15 protein-coding genes are annotated in these 18,013 nt (G+C 69.9%); 11 read left to right on the forward strand and 4 right to left on the reverse strand.

Going from position 1 to position 18,013, the window contains the following annotated elements; genetic code table 11:
• Position 1: 1 nt before the first annotated feature.
• From ACIRPK_RS22025 to ACIRPK_RS22060, 8 genes are all read left to right on the forward strand, one after another.
• On the forward strand, positions 2-796 hold the full coding sequence (locus ACIRPK_RS22025) for a type III pantothenate kinase (protein ID WP_403040966.1): 795 nt from the start codon (positions 2-4) through the stop codon (positions 794-796).
• A 125-nt stretch (positions 797-921) separates the two neighbouring features.
• Positions 922-1,608, forward strand: a complete 687-nt coding sequence (locus tag ACIRPK_RS22030) for a hypothetical protein (RefSeq protein ID WP_403040967.1) — start codon at positions 922-924, stop codon at positions 1,606-1,608.
• A 188-nt stretch (positions 1,609-1,796) separates the two neighbouring features.
• Entirely contained in the window at positions 1,797-3,512 is a 1,716-nt protein-coding gene (locus ACIRPK_RS22035; protein ID WP_403040968.1) for a hypothetical protein, read from the forward strand.
• Between the two features lie 116 nt (positions 3,513-3,628).
• Positions 3,629-5,209: a bifunctional lysylphosphatidylglycerol synthetase/lysine--tRNA ligase LysX gene (gene lysX, locus ACIRPK_RS22040; RefSeq protein WP_403040969.1), complete on the forward strand. Its 1,581-nt coding sequence runs from the start codon at positions 3,629-3,631 to the stop codon at positions 5,207-5,209.
• A 4-nt stretch (positions 5,210-5,213) separates the two neighbouring features.
• Positions 5,214-5,363, forward strand: a complete 150-nt coding sequence (locus ACIRPK_RS22045) for a hypothetical protein (RefSeq protein ID WP_403040970.1) — start codon at positions 5,214-5,216, stop codon at positions 5,361-5,363.
• Between the two features lie 102 nt (positions 5,364-5,465).
• A complete protein-coding gene (locus ACIRPK_RS22050) occupies positions 5,466-5,879 on the forward strand; it encodes a BlaI/MecI/CopY family transcriptional regulator (protein WP_403040971.1) in 414 nt (137 codons plus the stop codon).
• A 9-nt stretch (positions 5,880-5,888) separates the two neighbouring features.
• Positions 5,889-6,416 carry an amino-acid N-acetyltransferase gene (locus ACIRPK_RS22055; RefSeq protein WP_403040972.1) on the forward strand — a complete coding sequence of 176 codons (528 nt, stop codon included), beginning with the start codon at positions 5,889-5,891 and terminating at the stop codon, positions 6,414-6,416.
• A 114-nt stretch (positions 6,417-6,530) separates the two neighbouring features.
• Positions 6,531-6,881, forward strand: a complete 351-nt coding sequence (locus tag ACIRPK_RS22060) for an Lsr2 family protein (RefSeq protein ID WP_403040973.1) — start codon at positions 6,531-6,533, stop codon at positions 6,879-6,881.
• Between the two features lie 7 nt (positions 6,882-6,888).
• On the opposite strand, the gene ACIRPK_RS22065 is transcribed toward ACIRPK_RS22060, so the two are convergent.
• On the reverse strand, positions 6,889-7,350 hold the full coding sequence (locus ACIRPK_RS22065) for a hypothetical protein (protein WP_403040974.1): 462 nt from the start codon (positions 7,348-7,350) through the stop codon (positions 6,889-6,891).
• Positions 7,351-7,801: 451 nt separating this feature from the next.
• On the opposite strand from ACIRPK_RS22065, the gene ACIRPK_RS22070 reads away from it, so the two are divergent.
• Both ACIRPK_RS22070 and ACIRPK_RS22075 read left to right on the forward strand, forming a co-directional pair.
• Positions 7,802-10,318 (forward strand): ATP-dependent Clp protease ATP-binding subunit, encoded by a 2,517-nt coding sequence (locus ACIRPK_RS22070; protein ID WP_184918152.1) that lies wholly within the window; start codon positions 7,802-7,804, stop codon positions 10,316-10,318.
• Positions 10,319-10,615: 297 nt separating this feature from the next.
• Positions 10,616-13,045, forward strand: a complete 2,430-nt coding sequence (locus tag ACIRPK_RS22075) for an immune inhibitor A domain-containing protein (RefSeq protein ID WP_403040975.1) — start codon at positions 10,616-10,618, stop codon at positions 13,043-13,045.
• Between the two features lie 83 nt (positions 13,046-13,128).
• Here ACIRPK_RS22075 and ACIRPK_RS22080 read toward each other — a convergent pair whose 3' ends face one another.
• Positions 13,129-14,244: a threonine aldolase family protein gene (locus tag ACIRPK_RS22080; RefSeq protein WP_403040976.1), complete on the reverse strand. Its 1,116-nt coding sequence runs from the start codon at positions 14,242-14,244 to the stop codon at positions 13,129-13,131.
• A gap of 41 nt (positions 14,245-14,285) precedes the next feature.
• Positions 14,286-15,836 carry an aldehyde dehydrogenase family protein gene (locus ACIRPK_RS22085; RefSeq protein WP_403040977.1) on the reverse strand — a complete coding sequence of 517 codons (1,551 nt, stop codon included), beginning with the start codon at positions 15,834-15,836 and terminating at the stop codon, positions 14,286-14,288.
• A 421-nt stretch (positions 15,837-16,257) separates the two neighbouring features.
• On the opposite strand from ACIRPK_RS22085, the gene ACIRPK_RS22090 reads away from it, so the two are divergent.
• Positions 16,258-17,052, forward strand: coding sequence for a M23 family metallopeptidase (locus ACIRPK_RS22090; RefSeq protein ID WP_403040978.1), 795 nt, complete (start codon positions 16,258-16,260; stop codon positions 17,050-17,052).
• A 262-nt stretch (positions 17,053-17,314) separates the two neighbouring features.
• Here the strand turns inward: ACIRPK_RS22090 and ACIRPK_RS22095 are convergent, their stop codons facing one another.
• Positions 17,315-17,920: a TetR/AcrR family transcriptional regulator gene (locus ACIRPK_RS22095; RefSeq protein WP_403040979.1), complete on the reverse strand. Its 606-nt coding sequence runs from the start codon at positions 17,918-17,920 to the stop codon at positions 17,315-17,317.
• Between the last annotated feature and the right edge of the window lie 93 nt (positions 17,921-18,013).

Here is an 18,013-nt window from a genome sequence, read left to right on the forward strand (position 1 = left end):
CGTGCTCCTCACCATCGACGTCGGCAACACCCAGACCACGCTCGGCCTGTTCGACGGCGAGGAGATCGTGGAGCACTGGCGGATCTCCACCGACCCGCGCCGCACCGCCGACGAACTGGCGGTGCTGATGCAGGGCCTGATGGGCTCTCACCCGATCGTCTCGGCCGAGGACCGGATCGAGGGCCTGGCGATCTGCTCCTCGGTGCCCGCCGTGCTCCACGAGCTCCGCGAGGTCACCCGCCGGTACTACGGCGACGTGCCCGCGGTGATCGTGGAGCCGGGGGTGAAGACCGGGGTGCACGTCCTGATGGACAACCCCAAGGAGGTCGGCGCCGACCGGATCGTCAACGCGCTGGCCGCCAACCACCTCTACGGCGGCCCGTGCATCGTGGTCGACTTCGGCACCGCGACCACCTTCGACGCGATCAACGAGCGCGGTGACTACGTCGGCGGCGCGATCGCCCCCGGGATCGAGATCTCGGTCGAGGCGCTCGGCGTCCGGGGCGCCCAGCTGCGCAAGATCGAGCTGGCCCGGCCCCGGAACGTGATCGGCAAGAACACCGTCGAGGGCATGCAGTCCGGCATCCTGTACGGCTTCGCCGGGCAGGTCGACGGGCTGGTCGAGCGGATGGCCAAGGAGCTGGCCAAGGACCCGGACGACGTCCAGGTGATCGCCACCGGCGGGCTGGCCCCGCTGGTCCTCGGCGAGGCGGGCGCCATCGACGTGCACGAGCCGTGGCTCACCCTGATCGGCCTCCGGCTGGTCTACGAGCGCAACAAGCCGGCCACCGCCTGACCCACCCGGCCGGGCCCCGGGACCGCGCTCGCTGACGAGTCGTCATTTCACCCGCAGATACGCCAATCGGGACAAGTGCGTCGCCAATCGCCATAAATCGGACGTACGCCACGTAGTGTCGTGCCATGCCGACGCCACACGGATCGCGCGGCGGCATGGCCTTCAGCGCCGACGAAGTCCGCGTGCTGCGCCGTGCCCTCGCCCAAGCGCTGTACCCCGTCCACATGCCCTACCCGACGCCTACGGGCGAACTCTGGGCCGAGGACGTCCAGGAGGCCCTGCGCCTCGCCGAGGCCGTGGACGAGGCCGTGCAGGAGGGCGGGCGGCTTCGCTCGTTCCTGCTCGCCGACCTCTCCCGCTACCGGGCCGCGCTGCCCGGCAGCGTCTCCGGCTACCTGGAACGCCTGGAGGAGGCCATCACCGACGGCTACCTCCCGAACGCCGAGGACCTCACCGCCCTCCGCGCCCTGACCCGGCTGCCCTGCGGGAGCGGCGAACGCTCCCGCAGGTCCCGGCTGGCCGGCCGCTGTCACGCCCTCGCCGAGGCCGACGTCCGTGAACGCCTCGCCCTCAGCACCGGCCAGCGCCACCTGACGGCCGTACCAAGCCCCGCCGCTTCCCCCAGCGGCGGCCCCCAAGACCCAGCTGGAGGACGGTTCCCGATGACAGACCCCGCCGTGGCCCCGAAGAACCCCGCCGACCCCCGCCCGCAGCCCCGCCGGATGCCCACCCCCGCCGAACTCTTCGGCCGCAGGCCCCAGTCGGATTCCCCGGCCCCCACCCAGGACGACCTCGAACTCGCCACCGGCTGACGGGCCGTCCGGGGGAGGCCCTCGCGGCCGCCCCCGGACGTGGGGGCCCGTAACGATCTGACAAAGCATCCGTCCGGGTTGCCCCGCCCTGCCGGAAGTCGGACGATTCGTCCGCCAAGTAATGCCACTGACCTGGCATTTGAAGAACCTATGGTGCGGGATGAACATCCTGTGACCAAAGGACAGCAGTGGCACTCATACGCCTGGCGCGACCGTTCGGGATCGCCGCCGCCCTCGCCCTCGCCGTGACCGGCGTCGCCCTCCCGGCCTCGGCGGCCTCGGACCTGAGCCTGAGGCTGGAGGCCCCGGCGGCGGTGTCGATCGACCCGACGGCCAAGCCGGATCCGCAGTCGGGCGGGAACCTCTCCCTCTACATCGGGCGGGTGGGCAAAGAGGCGGCCAAGGACATCGTGGTCAGCTACGACACCCGCGACCTGACCGGCGTCGCCGAGCTCACCCTGACCGGCCAGTGCACCCTCGCCGGCACCGTGCACACCTGCAAGCAGTGGCAGCCGCTGGACTACGACCGCATCAACCTCACCGAGAATGCGACGCTGACCGGGGCCAAGGACGCCAAGCCCGGCGCCAAGGGCGTCCTCCACATCAAGGCGACCAGCTCCAACGCCAAGGAGGCGGTCCAGGACGTCGAGGTCTTCCTCGGCGGCCCGAAGCTGGAGCTGAAGGAGATCCCGGAGCAGCAGAACGTCAAGGTCGGCAGCACCGTCAGCGCCCCGATCGAGATCACCAACAAGGGTTCGCTGCCCGCCAACCGGGTCATCGTCACGATGTACGCCACCGAAGGGCTCACCTTCAAGCAGCGCTTCGGCAACTGCGAGTACGGCGTCGACAGCGGGAACGAATGGACCGACTCGGCCGGGATGATCTGCACCGTCAACACCGCCGTCGCACCCGGTGAGACCGTGAAGCTGGACCCGGTCCAGTTCGGCGTCGCCTCCACCGCCATCTACGCCTTCGCGCACTTCCAGATATTCGCGAACCTGGAGGTCGGCACGGGCTGGCTGCGGAGCAGCTACGACTTCAAGCCCGGCACCGGTCCCCGGCTCACCTTCGTCGGCAGGCCCGAGGCGCCGGTGGCCACCGTGGGCGGCCCGAACGTCGACGAGAACTACGGCGACCGGATCCAGAACAACGCCGAGCTGACGGTCCACGCGGACAACAGCGCGGACTTCGCCGCCCTAGCCCAGTGGACGCCGGCGGCCGGCGGCCGGACCGGAAAGCTCACCGTCGGGATGCTGAACGGCGGACCGGGCAGCGTCTACGACCGCAGCGGCGGCGAGTCCGCGCCCAGTGTCCAGGTCGTCCTGCCGAAGGGCGTCACGGCCACCGCGGTGCCCGCGAAGTGCAGTCCGGGCGGCTCCAACAACGGGGAGCCGGTCAAGGGCCAGGGCTACTACACCTGCGCCACCGGCTTCTGGGTCCCCAACGGCAGCCGGTTCACCTTCGAGTTCGCCCTGGCGCTCACCCCCGAGGCCGTGAACTCCACCGCCTCGTTCTCCCTGCAGAACACCCAGAGCTCCTACGAGCCGGGCCACCCCTCCGCGGTGATGTCCTGGGACAAGAACCCCGCCAACGACCTCGGCTCGGTCCAGTTGGGTGAGCAGACCGGCGGCAACCTGCCGACCGCCACGCCCACCACGGCCCCGACGAAGGCCCCCACCAAGGCCCCGCCGGCCGTGCAGCCGACCGGGACCCGGTCCCCGGCCGCCGTCCCGGCCGGGCAGAAGTCCTCAGCCGCGCCGAGCACCTCCACCGGACCGCTCGCATCCACCGGCGGCGGCTCGAACGCCGGCCCGATCGCCGCCGCCGGCCTCGCCGCGATCGTCCTCGGTGCCGCCCTGGTCGTGGTGGCCCTGCGTCGCCGCGGGGCAGGCGCGCACCGGTAACCGACCCGCTCCACCCGGCGGCCCCGGAGAGGTTCCGACGACCTCTCCGGGGCCGCCGTCGTGTCGCGGCGACATCCCGTGGCGGCCGCCCCCGCGACGGTCGATACCCTGGTGGGGTGAGCGATCAGAACAGCATCCCCGCGACCGACGACCTTCCCGAGCAGATGCGCGTCCGGCGCGAGAAGCTGGACCGGCTCCGGGCGGCCGGCGTCGACCCGTACCCGGTCGGCTTCCCGCGCACCACGACCATCGCCGACCTGCGCGCCAAGCACCCCGACCTGGAGCCGGACGTCACGACCGGCGAGCGGGCCGGGGTGACCGGCCGGGTGGTGCTGGCCCGGACGGGCGGCAAGCTCTGCTTCGCCACCCTGCGGGACGGCTCGGGCGACCTCCAGGTGATGTTCTCCCTGGACAAGCTGGGCCCGGAGCGGCTGGCGGCCTGGAAGGCCGACATCGACCTGGGCGACCAGGTGGGCGTCGAGGGCGAGGTGATCACCTCCAAGCGCGGTGAGCTGTCCGTGCTGGTGGACCGCTGGGAGCTGACCGCCAAGTGCCTGCGGCCGCTGCCGGACAAGCACAAGGGCCTGACCGACCCGGAGGCCCGGGTCCGCCAGCGCTACGTGGACCTGATCGTCAACCCGGAGGCCCGGGAGATCCTGTACCTGCGCAGCAAGGTGGTCCGCTCGATCCGCCGCACCTACGAGGAGCGCGGCTACATCGAGGTGGAGACCCCGATGCTGCAGCCGGTGCACGGCGGCGCCAACGCCCGTCCGTTCACCACCCACATCAACGCCTACGACATCGACCTCTACCTGCGGATCGCCCCGGAGCTGTACCTCAAGCGCCTGGTGGTCGGCGGCGCCGAGAAGGTCTTCGAGATCAACCGCAACTTCCGCAACGAGGGCGCGGACTCGACCCACAACCCCGAGTTCACCTCGCTGGAGTCGTACGAGGCCTACGGCGACTACGACACCCAGGCCGAGCTGATCCGGGCCACCATCGTGAACGCGGCCCGGGACGCGCTCGGCACCACCGTGGTGCGCGGCATCGGCCCGGACGGCGCGGAGCACGAGATCGACCTGGCCGAGCCGTGGGCCGAGGTCAGCGTCTACCCCGGCATCTCCGCGCACCTGGGCACCGAGGTGACCCCGGAGACCGGCGTGGCCGAGCTGCGCGAGCTGGCCGACAAGGCCGGCATCCCGTACGAGAAGGAGTGGGGCCACGGCCAGATCGTGCTGGAGATGGTCGAGCGGCTGCTCGAGCACCACGCGATCAAGCCGACCTTCATCAAGGACTACCCGACCGAGGTCTCCCCGCTGACCCGTCAGCACCGCTCGGTCCCGGGCGTGGCCGAGAAGTGGGACCTGGTCATCTTCGGCACCGAGATCGGCACCGCCTACTCCGAGCTGGTCGACCCGGTCGAGCAGCGGGCCCGGCTCACCGCGCAGTCGCTGCTGGCGGCCGGCGGCGACGTCGAGGCGATGCAGGTGGACGAGGACTTCCTGCGCGCGCTGGAGTACGCGATGCCGCCGACCGGTGGCCTCGGCCTCGGGGTGGACCGCCTGATCATGCTGCTGACCGGCAAGAACATCCGCGAGACGGTGCTCTTCCCGATCGTGAAGCCGACCGTCAAGGCCGGCAAGGCCGAGGCGGAGGCCGAAGGTACCGACCTTTCCGACGTTTCCGAAGAGGAGTGACCCGGTGGACTACGTCAGTGCGATCGTGCCCCCGCTGGTGATGGCGATCGGCTTCGGCTTCCTGGTGCGGGCGATCATCCGCTCGCAGGGCGGCGCCCAGCGCGCCAAGGAGGACGCCGCCGCCGATCTGCTGGCGGCCCGGAACGCCGAATAGCAGCGCAGCGCTGACGCGCCGTCACTCCTTGGGGGTGGCGGCGCGCCGGTTTGCGGTGAATCAGCAAATTTTGTCCGGAACACTCCCTATCCTGGCCAGACTATGGTGCGCCAACTCGGAGAACTCGAGAACGACATCATGACCAGGGTCTGGCGGTGGAACCACCCGGTCACGGTTCGCGAGGTTCTGCAGGATCTGCGGTCGGAACGCGAAATCGCGTACACCACCGTCATGACAGTGCTCGACAAGCTCTTCAGAAAGGGCTGGCTCCGGCGCGAGCAGGTCGGGCGCGCGTATGTATATGAGCCGGTCTCGTCCCGCGAGGCATACACCGCGGCGCTCATGAACGACGCCTGGGCCACCAGTGACAATCCGGCCGCGGCACTGGTGCACTTCTTCGGGCTGATGTCGCCCGAGCAACGCGAGGCACTCCGGGACGCTCTCCGGGTCACCGCACCGGCGCCCGCCGAAAGTGAAGTCCATACCGGGGAGACCGGAAGCACGTCGGCACGATAGCGTCCCGCCATGGAGGTCACCATCCGCCGGGCGCGGACCAGCGACGTACGGGCAGTGCGCCGGCTCATCGACGGCTACTCACGGGACGGCATTCTGCTCGACAAGCCCACCGTGACGCTGTTCGAATCCGTGCAGGAGTTCTGGGTCGCCGAACGCGACGACACCGGCCTGGTGGTCGCCTGCGGCGCACTGCACGTGATGTGGGAGGACCTGGCCGAGGTCCGCACCCTGGCGGTCGACCCGTCCTGCAAGGGCCTGGGCGTCGGCCACCTGCTGCTGGAGAAGCTGGTGCACACCGCCCGCTGGCTGGGTGTCCGTCGGATTTTCTGCTTGACGTTCGAGGTCTCGTTCTTCGCGAAACACGGTTTCGTCGAGATCGGTGAAACCGATGATGATACGTCAGACCCGGCGGCGATCGCTACGGATGTCTATGAGGAGCTTCTACGTTCGTACGACGAAGGTGTCGCGGAGTTCCTCGACCTGGAGCGGGTGAAGCCCAACACGCTGGGCAACTCAAGGATGCTGCTCCGGCTCTGAACACCGGCGGAACTGCTCGGCCGACACCTTCGGCGCAGCCAGGGGTTTGTGTTTTCACGGAAAAGACGCTTTCCTTTCTCTAGGCATTGGGTCGTTTAGCGGAAAGGGAAGCCCGTGGCACAGAGGGTGCAGGTCATTCTTGAAGACGATCTCGACGGCGGCTCGGCGGACGAGACCGTGACGTTCGCGCTGGACGGCGTGGCCTACGAGATCGACCTGAAGAGTACGAACGCGGACAAGCTGCGCGGGCTGCTGGCCCCGTACGTCGACAAGGGCCGGAAGCAGAGCGGCCGGCTGGCCGGGGCCCGTCGGGGCACCGCCCGGGGCGCGGGCCGTCCGGCCGCGGGTACGCCGGACACCGCGAAGATCCGCGCGTGGGCCAAGGAGAACGGCCACGAGGTCAACGACCGCGGCCGGGTCCCGAGCCACGTGCGCGAGGCGTACGAGGCGGCCAACCCGTCCTGACCCCGGGTCAGCGGGCCGGTGCCAGCCCCATCAGGTCCCGGGCGCAGGCATCGGCCAGGCAGTCGAGCAGTCGCAGCAGATCGGGCGAGCACAGGTCCAGTCCGGTGGCGCGCCCCGCCGGGCGCAGCCAGACCGCCGGCCGGTCTTCGGGGCGTGGAGGAGCCTCCTCCGCGCCCCGCGGCCGTGGCACCCGGCCCGCCCCGGCTGGACTGACGGTCAGGCCGAGCACGGGCCCGGCGCCCCAGCCCAGCCAGGCCAGCAGTTCCGGCACCGCCTCCGCGGTGTCCGGCGCGAGCAGGAAGGCGACCCGGTCACCCCGGGCCACCACCGGCCCCGAAGGGCGCCCGAGGCGGTCCAGCCGGGCGAGCGAGGCCAGCCCGACCGGGCGGCGCACCTCGACCCGGTCGGAGTCCAGCAGCGTGCCGAGCGGGACGGGGCAGAACCCGGGCAGGACCGACGGAACCGTCATGGGCTGTGCAACGCTGGAGGGGCGGAGCGGTCACGCGGCCACCACCTGAACGGCCGCGGGCCCGATCTGATCCACCGTCAGCCACGGTGGACTTCTCGCCAGGCGAACACCGCCACCGGGGAAACTGCGCGAAACTCGCCGGAATACCGGGTATGAATGCAGGTGGGTGGGGCCGAAGGCCCCGGCCGAGCAGATCGCGAGACCAGCTGTCCGAGTCCGCGGTGGACGTTGTTCGCCGTTGGCGTAGCGGTATCGGGTGCATCAGGCCCTGCTGTGGGAACACCGTCTCCCAGCATCAGGTTGGGAATGGTGTCGGCTGGTCGCGCAGCATGAAAGGCTCCACGCAGGTGGAGTTGATCCGTGAGCCGCGCCGCTGAGCGGGACTAGCATGCGGAAGGACAGGGCGGGGACAGTCCCCGAACTGCCCGACCGCTCTGAGGAGCGATAAACGATGTTCGAGAGGTTCACCGACCGCGCGCGGCGGGTTGTCGTCCTGGCTCAGGAAGAAGCCCGGATGCTCAACCACAACTACATCGGCACCGAGCACATCCTCCTGGGCCTGATCCACGAGGGCGAGGGTGTCGCCGCCAAGGCCCTGGAGAGCCTCGGGATCTCTCTTGAGGCCGTCCGCCAGCAGGTCGAAGAGATCATCGGTCAGGGCCAGCAGGCCCCGTCCGGCCACATCCCCTTCACACCTCGGGCGAAGAAGGTCCTGGAGCTCTCGCTCCGCGAGGCCCTTCAGCTCGGTCACAACTACATCGGCACCGAGCACATCCTGCTCGGCCTCATCCGCGAGGGCGAGGGCGTCGCCGCCCAGGTCCTGGTGAAGCTGGGTGCCGATCTCAACCGGGTGCGTCAGCAGGTCATCCAGCTGCTCTCCGGTTACCAGGGCACCGGCAAGGAGTCGGCCACAGCCGGCGGCCCCGCCGAGGGCACCCCCTCCACCTCGCTGGTCCTGGACCAGTTCGGGCGCAACCTCACCCAGGCCGCCCGCGAGGCCAAGCTCGACCCGGTGATCGGGCGCGAGAAGGAGATCGAGCGGGTCATGCAGGTGCTGTCCCGCCGCACCAAGAACAACCCCGTGCTGATCGGTGAGCCCGGCGTCGGCAAGACCGCCGTGGTCGAGGGCCTGGCCCAGGCGATCGTCAAGGGCGAGGTCCCGGAGACGCTGAAGGACAAGCAGCTCTACACGCTCGACCTCGGCGCTCTGGTCGCGGGCTCCCGCTACCGCGGTGACTTCGAGGAGCGCCTGAAGAAGGTGCTCAAGGAGATCCGCACCCGCGGCGACATCATCCTGTTCATCGACGAGCTGCACACCCTGGTCGGCGCGGGCGCCGCCGAGGGTGCGATCGACGCGGCGTCGATCCTCAAGCCGATGCTGGCCCGCGGTGAGCTCCAGACCATCGGTGCCACCACGCTGGACGAGTACCGCAAGCACCTGGAGAAGGACGCCGCGCTGGAGCGCCGCTTCCAGCCGATCCAGGTCGCGGAGCCGTCGCTGCCGCACACCATCGAGATCCTCAAGGGTCTGCGGGACCGCTACGAGGCGCACCACCGGGTGTCCATCACCGATGCCGCGCTGGTGGCCGCCGCCACCCTGGCCGACCGCTACATCTCGGACCGCTTCCTGCCGGACAAGGCGATCGACCTGATCGACGAGGCCGGTTCCCGGATGCGCATCCGCCGGATGACCGCGCCGCCGGACCTGCGCGAGTTCGACGAGAAGATCGCCGACGTGCGCCGGGAGAAGGAGAGCGCGATCGACGCGCAGGACTTCGAGAAGGCCGCCTCGCTGCGCGACGACGAGAAGCAGCTCCTCACCGCGAAGGCGAAGCGGGAGAAGGAGTGGAAGGCCGGCGACATGGACGTCGTCGCGGAGGTGGACGAGGAGCTGATCGCGGAGGTCCTGGCCACCGCCACCGGCATCCCGGTCTTCAAGCTCACCGAGGAGGAGTCCTCCCGCCTGCTGCGCATGGAGGACGAGCTGCACAAGCGCGTCATCGGCCAGACGGACGCCATCAAGGCGCTCTCGAAGGCGATCCGGCGTACGCGTGCGGGCCTCAAGGACCCGAAGCGCCCCGGTGGCTCGTTCATCTTCGCCGGCCCGTCCGGTGTCGGTAAGACCGAGCTCTCCAAGACGCTGGCGCAGTTCCTGTTCGGCGACGAGGACGCGCTGATCTCCCTCGACATGTCGGAGTTCAGCGAGAAGCACACCGTCTCGCGGCTGTTCGGTTCTCCCCCCGGCTACGTCGGGTACGAAGAGGGTGGCCAGCTCACCGAGAAGGTGCGCCGCAAGCCGTTCTCGGTGGTGCTGTTCGACGAGGTCGAGAAGGCCCACCCGGACATCTTCAACTCGCTGCTGCAGATCCTGGAGGACGGTCGCCTGACCGATTCCCAGGGCCGGGTGGTCGACTTCAAGAACACCGTCATCATCATGACCACCAACCTCGGCACCCGGGACATCTCCAAGGGCTTCAACCTCGGCTTCGCGGCCACGGGTGACGCCACCACCGGGTACGAGCGGATGAAGGCGAAGGTCAGCGAGGAGCTCAAGCAGCACTTCCGCCCCGAGTTCCTGAACCGTGTCGACGACATCGTGGTCTTCCACCAGCTGTCCGAGGAAGACATCATCCAGATCGTCGACCTGATGATCGACAAGGTGGACGGCCGGCTCAAGGACCGCGACATGGGTCTCGAGCTCAGCATCGACGCCAAGAAGCTGCTGGCCAAGCGTGGTTACGACCCGCTGCTCGGTGCGCGTCCGCTGCGACGCACCATCCAGCGCGAGATCGAGGACCACCTGTCGGAGAAGATCCTCTTCGGCGAGCTGCGGGCCGGCCACATCGTGGTCGTCGGGGTCGAGGGTGAGGGCAAGGAAGCCAAGTTCACCTTCCGCGGCGAGGAGAAGTCGCCCGTGGCGGACTCTCCCGCGGCGGTGGCTTCGGCCGGCCCGGATCTCACCAAGTAACCGTCGCGGGTAATCCGCACCGGCTCCGAAAGGGCCCCTGCACCGGCCATAGCGCCAGGGCAGGGGCCCTTTTGCCATGCCCGCCCCGTTCATCTCCAGGTCACAATTCCTGTGATGAACCGCACGGTGGCCCCCGCCGTTCGACGGATGGCCAGGCTGGTTCGGATGCGATGGATGCCCCCAGTGGGCCGTTCTGCTCCGCTATTTGACGGATGGTCAGCTGATAGGAGCGGCGGAGCATAGCGCCGTGCCCATGTCATGGTCAAGGTCTTTCTTTTTCGCTCACCCTTGGATCAAATGTCGTCCACCTGTCTTTCATTGGTTCACCGGTGGGGCCAAGAGCTCGACCGGTATGGGGAGGACGTCACCACGTTGAAGATATCCAAGAAGGCCGCTGCGGCCGCCGCTGCCGTGGCGGTCACCGCCGCGCTCGGCGCGGGCCTGCTGCCGGCCACGGCCACCGCCGCGCCGGTCACGGTCACGAACGACCCGGCCGACGCCGTGCTGAACTCGCACGACGACCACAACCTGCCCGGCCCGCTCAGCGGCAAGGTGGAGGCCGAGCAGAAGGCCGCCGTCGAGCAGCTGCTGAACGGCACCGCCAAGGTCGAGACGCACGGCGGCAGCACCAGCATCAAGCTGGGCCGCGACAAGTACGTCGAGCTCGCCCGTGAGCGCACGGACAAGATCTTCACCATTCTGGTGGAGTTCAGCGACCAGGTGGACAACACCACCAAGCTGCCCGACGGCACCGTGAAGTACGGTGGCCAGCCCGGCCCGCTGCGCAACCAGATCGCGGAGCCGGACCGCACGAAGGACAACTCCACGGACTGGCGGGCGGATTACAACCGTCAGCACTACCAGGACATGTACTTCAGCACCACCAAGGACTCGCTCAAGACCTACTACGAGCGTCAGTCCTCAGGCCGTTACACGGTCGACGGTCAGGTCACCGACTGGGTCAAGGTGCCGTGGAACGAGGCCCGTTACGGCTCGGACTACTGCAAGCAGCACGTCTGCAACAACGCCCAGGACCTGATCCGCGACGGCGTCAACGCCTGGGTCGCCGACCAGAAGGCCAAGGGCCAGACGGACGCGCAGATCAAGGCGCAGCTCGCCCCGTACGACCAGTGGGACCGGTACGACTACGACCACGACGGCAACTTCAACGAGCCCGACGGTTACATCGACCACTTCCAGATCGTGCACGCCGGTGAGGACCAGTCCGCCGGTGGCGGCGTCCAGGGCACCGACGCGCTCTGGGCCCACCGCTCGTACGTCTACGGCACCGCGCAGGGCCAGACCGGCCCGGCCAACAACAAGCTCGGCGGTACCCCGGCCGGCGACACCGGCATCTGGGTCGGCGACTACACCATGCAGGCCGAGAACGGTGGCCTGGGTGTGTTCGCGCACGAGTTCGGCCACGACCTCGGCCTGCCGGACCTGTACGACACCTCGGGCAGCGGCATCGACAACTCGGTCGGCTTCTGGTCGCTGATGTCCTCGGGTTCCTGGCTCGGCACCGGCAAGAACAGCATCGGTGACAAGCCGGCCGACCTGGACGCCTGGAGCAAGCTGCAGCTCGGCTGGCTCAAGTACGAGAAGGGCGCCGCGGGCAAGTACTCCGCGCACCTGCTCGGCCCGGCGGAGTACAACACCAAGCGCCCGCAGGCGCTGGTGGTCGACCTGCCGAAGAAGACGGTCACCACCGTCATCAACACCCCGTTCGAGGGTGCCGGTGAGTGGTGGAGCGGCAGCGCGGACGACCTGAACGTCTCGCTGGCCCGTGACGTCGACCTGACCGGGAAGACCTCGGCCAGCCTGTCGGCCAAGGCCTGGTACGACATCGAGCAGGACTACGACTACGCCTACGCCGAGGTCTCGACCGACGGTGGGACCAAGTGGGCCCCCGTCAACGGCACCTTCAACGGCACGGCCATCCCGGCCGACCCGGCCGGCAACGCCGGTCTGACCGGTAACTCGGGCGGCAAGTGGGGCGACCTGTCCTACTCGCTGGACGCCTACGTGGGCAAGGCCGTCAAGGTCCGGTTCCACTACACCACCGACGGTGGCGTGCACCTCAAGGGCCTCGCGCTCGACAACATCGTGGTGAGCGCCAACGGTGCCCCGATCTTCACCGACACGGTGGAGAACGGCGACAACGGCTGGACCGCGGGTGGCTTCTCGCGGATCAACGGCAGCTTCTCGAAGGACTACGAGCAGCACTACCTGGTCGAGAACCGTCAGTACATCTCGTACGACGAGACCCTCAAGACCGGCCCGTACACCTTCGGTTCGGCCGCCAAGCCCGACTGGGTGGAGCACTACGCCAACCAGAACGGCCTCCTGATCTGGCTGTGGGACCAGTCGCAGAGCGACAACAACGTCACCAACCACCCGGGCCAGGGCCTGATCCTGCCGGTCGACGCGCACCCCGAGAACCTCAAGTGGGCCGACGGTTCGCTGCTTCGTCCGCGCATGCAGGGCTACGACTCGACCTTCGGGTTCGAGCGCACCGACGGCCTGAAGCTCCACAAGGCCGACGTCCTGACCACCATCCCGTCCTCGCGGGGCGTCAGCACGTTCAACGACGCGAAGAACAAGTACTGGAACGCTGAGAACCAGTACAGCAGCGTCCAGGTGCCCAACACCAACACCGCGATCTCGGTCCTCTACGAGAGCTGGAACAAGCTCGAGACCCTGGTCCTGGTCAGCCCCGGCAAGTGAGCCGTCGACTGACTTGGTGAGTACGTGACTTCGGCCCCGCCGGGAGTGATCCCGGCGGGGCCGAAGTGCGTCCGTGCGGTGGGTCAGCGCAACAGCTCCAGGAAGGCCGCCATCGCCTCCTCAAGCTCCTCCGGGGTCCACTCCATCGCCGCGGCCGCGACCGTCACCTCGGTCATCGAGTGGCCCGGCACCGGCCCGGGCTCGTCCCACCAGCCGAACAGGCCGACCCCCTGCTCCTCGGCCAGCCGGAGCGTCGCCTCGGTCAACTGCTCGGCCCCGTAGGGCAACCAGAGCTGGAACTGGTGGGTGTGCGGCACCTCCGGGTTCACCCGGGCGCCGGGCACCTTGCGCAGGGTGTCGGCCAGCACCTTGGCGTGCGCGACGTACGACTCCAGCTCGGGCAGCACCCGCTCCAGACCGGCCAGCGCGCTCAGCGCCACCGGCCACTGCTGGTAGAGCGAGCCGCCGTACCGGTGCCGCCAGACCTTGGCCTCCCGGACGAACTCGGCCGAACCGGCCAGCGCGGCGCCGCTGATGCCCTCCAGGGTCTTGTAGAAGGAGACGTAGATCGAGTCGCCCAGGGCCGCGATCTCCGGCAGCGAGTGGCCCAGGTGGTAGACCGACTCCCAGATCCGGGCACCGTCCAGATGGACGTGCACGCCCTCCACCGCGCCGACCGCCGCGACCAGTTCGTCCCAGCTGGGCAGCACGAACCCGGCGTCGCGGAGCGGGAGTTCGAGCATCAGGGTGCCGAACTTCTCCTCGCAGTCCCGGAGTTCGTCCGGGGTGGGCACCCGGGGCTGCTCGGTCGGCCAGACCGAGGAGAGCCCGCCGAGGCGCTGGTAGGCCCGGCGCTCCCACTGCTCGGGGTGCGACAGCGGGTGCATCGCCACCGTGCGGCTGCCACTGCGGTCGGCCCAGTGCCTGAGCGCGACCTGCTGGGCCATCGTGCCGGTCGGGAAGAAGGCGGCGTCCGGCTTGCCGAGCAGATCGGCGACCTGCTCCTCCAGCGCCCGGATCACGCCGTCCCCGTAGAGGTCCTGCGCCCGGTCCAGGTCGTACCCGGCGATCTCCGCGTCGGCGGTCAGGGTGGCCAGCCGGTCGCGGACCGACTGCGGCCGGCTGCCCGAGAGCAGCCGGCCGCAGCGGTGGAAGGCGTTGAAGCGTCGCTCGCGGGTGGTGAGCTCAGATTCGGTCATGCGAACGATCCTGCCTCACCGCGGGCGCGCCCTCCAGCGGGTTAACGCGGCGGGTAGAGCGAGTACGAGGGGAAGTTGCCGTACAGCTTCTCGTCCGCCCCTTCCTTCCCGTACGTCACGGCCTGGACCAGCAGGTCCCCGCCGACGAAGGCGCCCTTCCAGGACGCGCCGAGCCCGCCGAACACCTCGTCCCGGTCGCCCCGGCTGCGCGGCTTGTTGATGCCGACCTTGAAGGCCAGCAGGTCGGGCCCGACCCGGTCGGCGAAGGCCGGGTCGTCGGTGGCCAGCGAGGCGACCAGCGAGCCGTTGCCCGCGTTCATCGCGGCCAGCAGTTCGGCCTCGGTGTCGACCAGCACGATCGAGTCCAGCGGGCCGAACGGCTCCGAGTGCTGCAGCGCCCAGCTGGCGGGCGGGTCCAGCACGGCCGCCGGGGCCAGGTAGGCGTCCAGCGACTGGCCGGGCAGGAACAGGCCGTCGGCCAGGCTGCCGCGGCGCAGCGGGACCGCCCTGGCCGCCACCGCGGCGTCGAAGTGGGCCCGCAGCTCGGCCGCCTTGGCGGCGTGGATGACCGGGCCGAAGTCGAGGTCGGGCAGCGGGTCGCCCGGAGCGGCGACGGCCAGCGGGTGGCCGAACCGCAGCTCGTCCAACACGCCCAGGTAGGTGTCCAGGAAGGCCGGGAACAGCGAGCGCTGGACCACGTAGCGCGGGTAGGCGGTGCAGCGCTGCTTGGCGTACTCGAAGCCCTTCTTCAGGTGCGCGCCGAGGGCCGGCCAGTCGCTGTAGTCCCAGACGCCCCAGGTGTTCAGACCCTCCTGCTCCAGGAAGTGCCGCCGGTTCAGGTCGGCCAGCGTGGTGGCGGCCTTGCGGCCGTTGGCCCGGCCGCCGACGAAGGCCAGCGCGCCCAGACCGGCCGAGCGGATCAGCGCGTCGCCGATCTGCCCGCCCTGACCGGAGAGCAGGGTGACCGGCAGCCCGGCCCGGTGCATCACCGCGTGCGCGAGGGTGAGGCAGTGGAAACCACCCTGGGAGGGGGTTTTGGCCACCACCGCGTTGCCCGCCAGCAGCTGCACCAGCTCGGCGTGCACCTGAACGCTCATCGGGTAGTTCCAGCTGGCGATGTTCGAGACCGGCCCGGGCAGCGGGGTGCGGCCGGCCAGCTGACGGTCGATCTCCTCCAGGTACCAGCGCACCCCGTCCAGCGCCCGGTCCACGTCCGCACAGGCCAGTCGCCAGGGCTTGCCGATCTCCCAGACCAGCAGCAGGGCCAGCAGGTCGCGCTGCTCGGCCAGGCCCTCGACGGCGGCGGCCACCCGGGCCTTCCGCTCGTCGAGCGGCACCCGGGACCAGACCGCGTGCTGCTCGATCGCGAAGGCGACGGCGGCCTCGGCCTCCTCGACACCGATCCGGGGCGGACCCGGGATCGCGGTGCCGTCCAGCGGCGTGGTGTGCTCGCCCGGCGTCCCGACGGCGCGCCACTCGCCCCGCACCAGGTTGAGCAGCCGGTCGGGGGTGAACGCCTCGGGCGCGGCCCGGACGCAGCGGGCGTAGGTCTCGGTCCAGGACGTGCCGGGCTTGAGTTGTGGTGCCGCCATCGGAGTTCCTCCGGTCGGGGGGACGGGTGGCTCGGAGCTGGGCGTACGGCCGATCCTGATCAGCCTGGCACGGAGGCGCACGAACTGGACAGCGGAACCGTCGCGGTTAGGGGTGTCCGCGAAACTGTGGCCCGGCTCACGATTGCCGCTCGGCCGGGGCGGGTAGACCAGGCCCTCCGGTGGGGCTCGTCACACCGCTGGCGGCTGGTACGAGGTCGGGTAGTAGCTGCCGTCTGGTGGAGCGAAATGCCCGGTTCGCCCGATGGGGTGGGTCGATCAGGAGATCATTCCGGGGTCGACCGGCCGGGCCGGGCCGGGGTCGACTACGCGTCGTCGTACGTCACACCATTTTGGGGCACCCGGGCCGACCGTTTACATCTGACTGGTCCCCTGTTCCCGAACCACGAGGTGTCGTCACCCGATGTCTTCCCTTCACAGCGTCACCGCCTGGGTGCGGGAACGCCGGACGGTAGTGGCCTGGAGCGGCGCCCTGACGCTGGCCGGCGGCGCCCTGCTGCTGCCCGCGACCGCCGCCGCGCAGACCGTGCTGCCGACCACCCCGGGCAGCTCGGCCTTCACCTCCGCCGCCTACGACTCCGCCACCCCCGCCGGTGCACAGCAGGCCGCGCTGGTGCAGGTCGCCGAGCCGAGCCCGTACCGGCTGCCCGGCTCCGCCTCCTCCCGCTCCTCCCAGGACGCGGTGACCGTCGCCGACAACCTGGCCCCCGCGCCCGCCCCGGAAACGCCTCCCGCGCCGGAGCCCGCGCCCGCGCCCACCGAGGCCCCCGCGCCGGTGCCCGCCGCCCCGGCGTGGTCCGCCCCGACGCCCGGCGAGCCGATCAGCAACCCGTACGGCAAGAAGAACCCCTCGTACGCGGCGGGATACCACACCGGTGTGGACTTCGCGGTCTCCGTCGGCACCCCGCTGCTCGCGGTCGGCGACGCCACCGTGGTCTCGGCCGGGTACGACGGCGCGTACGGCAACGAGGTCGTCCTGCGGCTCTCCGACGGGCACTTCGCGGAGTACGCGCACCTGTCCTCGCTCTCGGTGCACGCCGGCCAGACCGTGACGCCGGGTCAGCAGGTCGGCAAGGCCGGCACCACCGGCAACTCCACCGGCCCGCACCTGCACTTCGAGATCCGCAGCGCCAACAAGTACGGCGCCGTGATCGACCCGATCGCCTTCCTCGCGGCCCGGGGCGTCACCGACTTCTGACGCTTCCGGCAGCCGCTCAGCGGTCGACCACCCAGGGGCCCGGGGCTGCCCCTTCGGCCGCTACGGTCAGGGGCTCGGGGCTATGCCGTAGGCAGGCGCCCAGCGGTCGACTACCCAGGGGCTCGGGGAACTGCGAGGAGATCTGGCGCTCGGGTCACTGCGAAAGTGCCTGACCACCCCTGAACAGATCACCTTGCACGAGGCCGGCGTCGCAGTTCCCCGAGCCCCTGGCGCCGTAGACGGCTGAGCACCTGCCGAGAGGTCAGGAGGGGTCGATCAGGCCGGCGATCTCGAGGGCGACCTCCAGGGCCGCGTCGGTCGCGTCGGCGAGGGTGGCGTGGCCGCCGCCGCAGGGGTGGTCGGCCTCCTCGGCCTGGTCCTGCTTGAGCAGGAAGAGCGCGGTGTTGATCGAGAAGAGCGACATCGCGGCGCGCAGCCGGTTCTGGAAGCTCGCGTCCGGACCGTGCACCAGCCGGATCATCGCGAACATCCGGCCCTTGAACTGCAGCCCCGCCGGCGAGTCCCGCAGCGCGGGCTGGTTCTCGTGGAAGAACCGCAGCAGCGGCGCCCGCTCCGCCATCCCGGCGGCGAACCGCCGGACCAGCTCGTCCCGCAGCTCCGGCGACCAGGCCCGGCCCTCGCCCCAGGCGATCGCCTGGTCGATCGGTGCGGCCATGCTCTCCACGATGCCGTGGACGATGTCGTCCTTGGTCTTGAAGTGGTAGTACAGCGCGGCCTTGGTGACCCCGAGCCGGTCCGCGATCTCACGCAACGAGGTCTTCTCGTAGCCCTGTTCGGCGAACAACTCCAGCGCCACGTCGATGATCCGCGCCCTGGTGTCGGTACGGGGGCTCTGCGTGGTGCTCATGGGTTGGCGGCCTGCCTCAGGACTGCGATCGGGGCGGAGACTACGGTGTCCCGGGCCTCCGGACTCGCATTCTCCCTGTGGCCGGGCTCGTAC

It is taken from the genome of Kitasatospora sp. NPDC101801 (genome assembly GCF_044766665.1).
In the GTDB taxonomy this organism is placed as follows: Bacteria; Actinomycetota; Actinomycetes; order Streptomycetales; family Streptomycetaceae; genus Kitasatospora.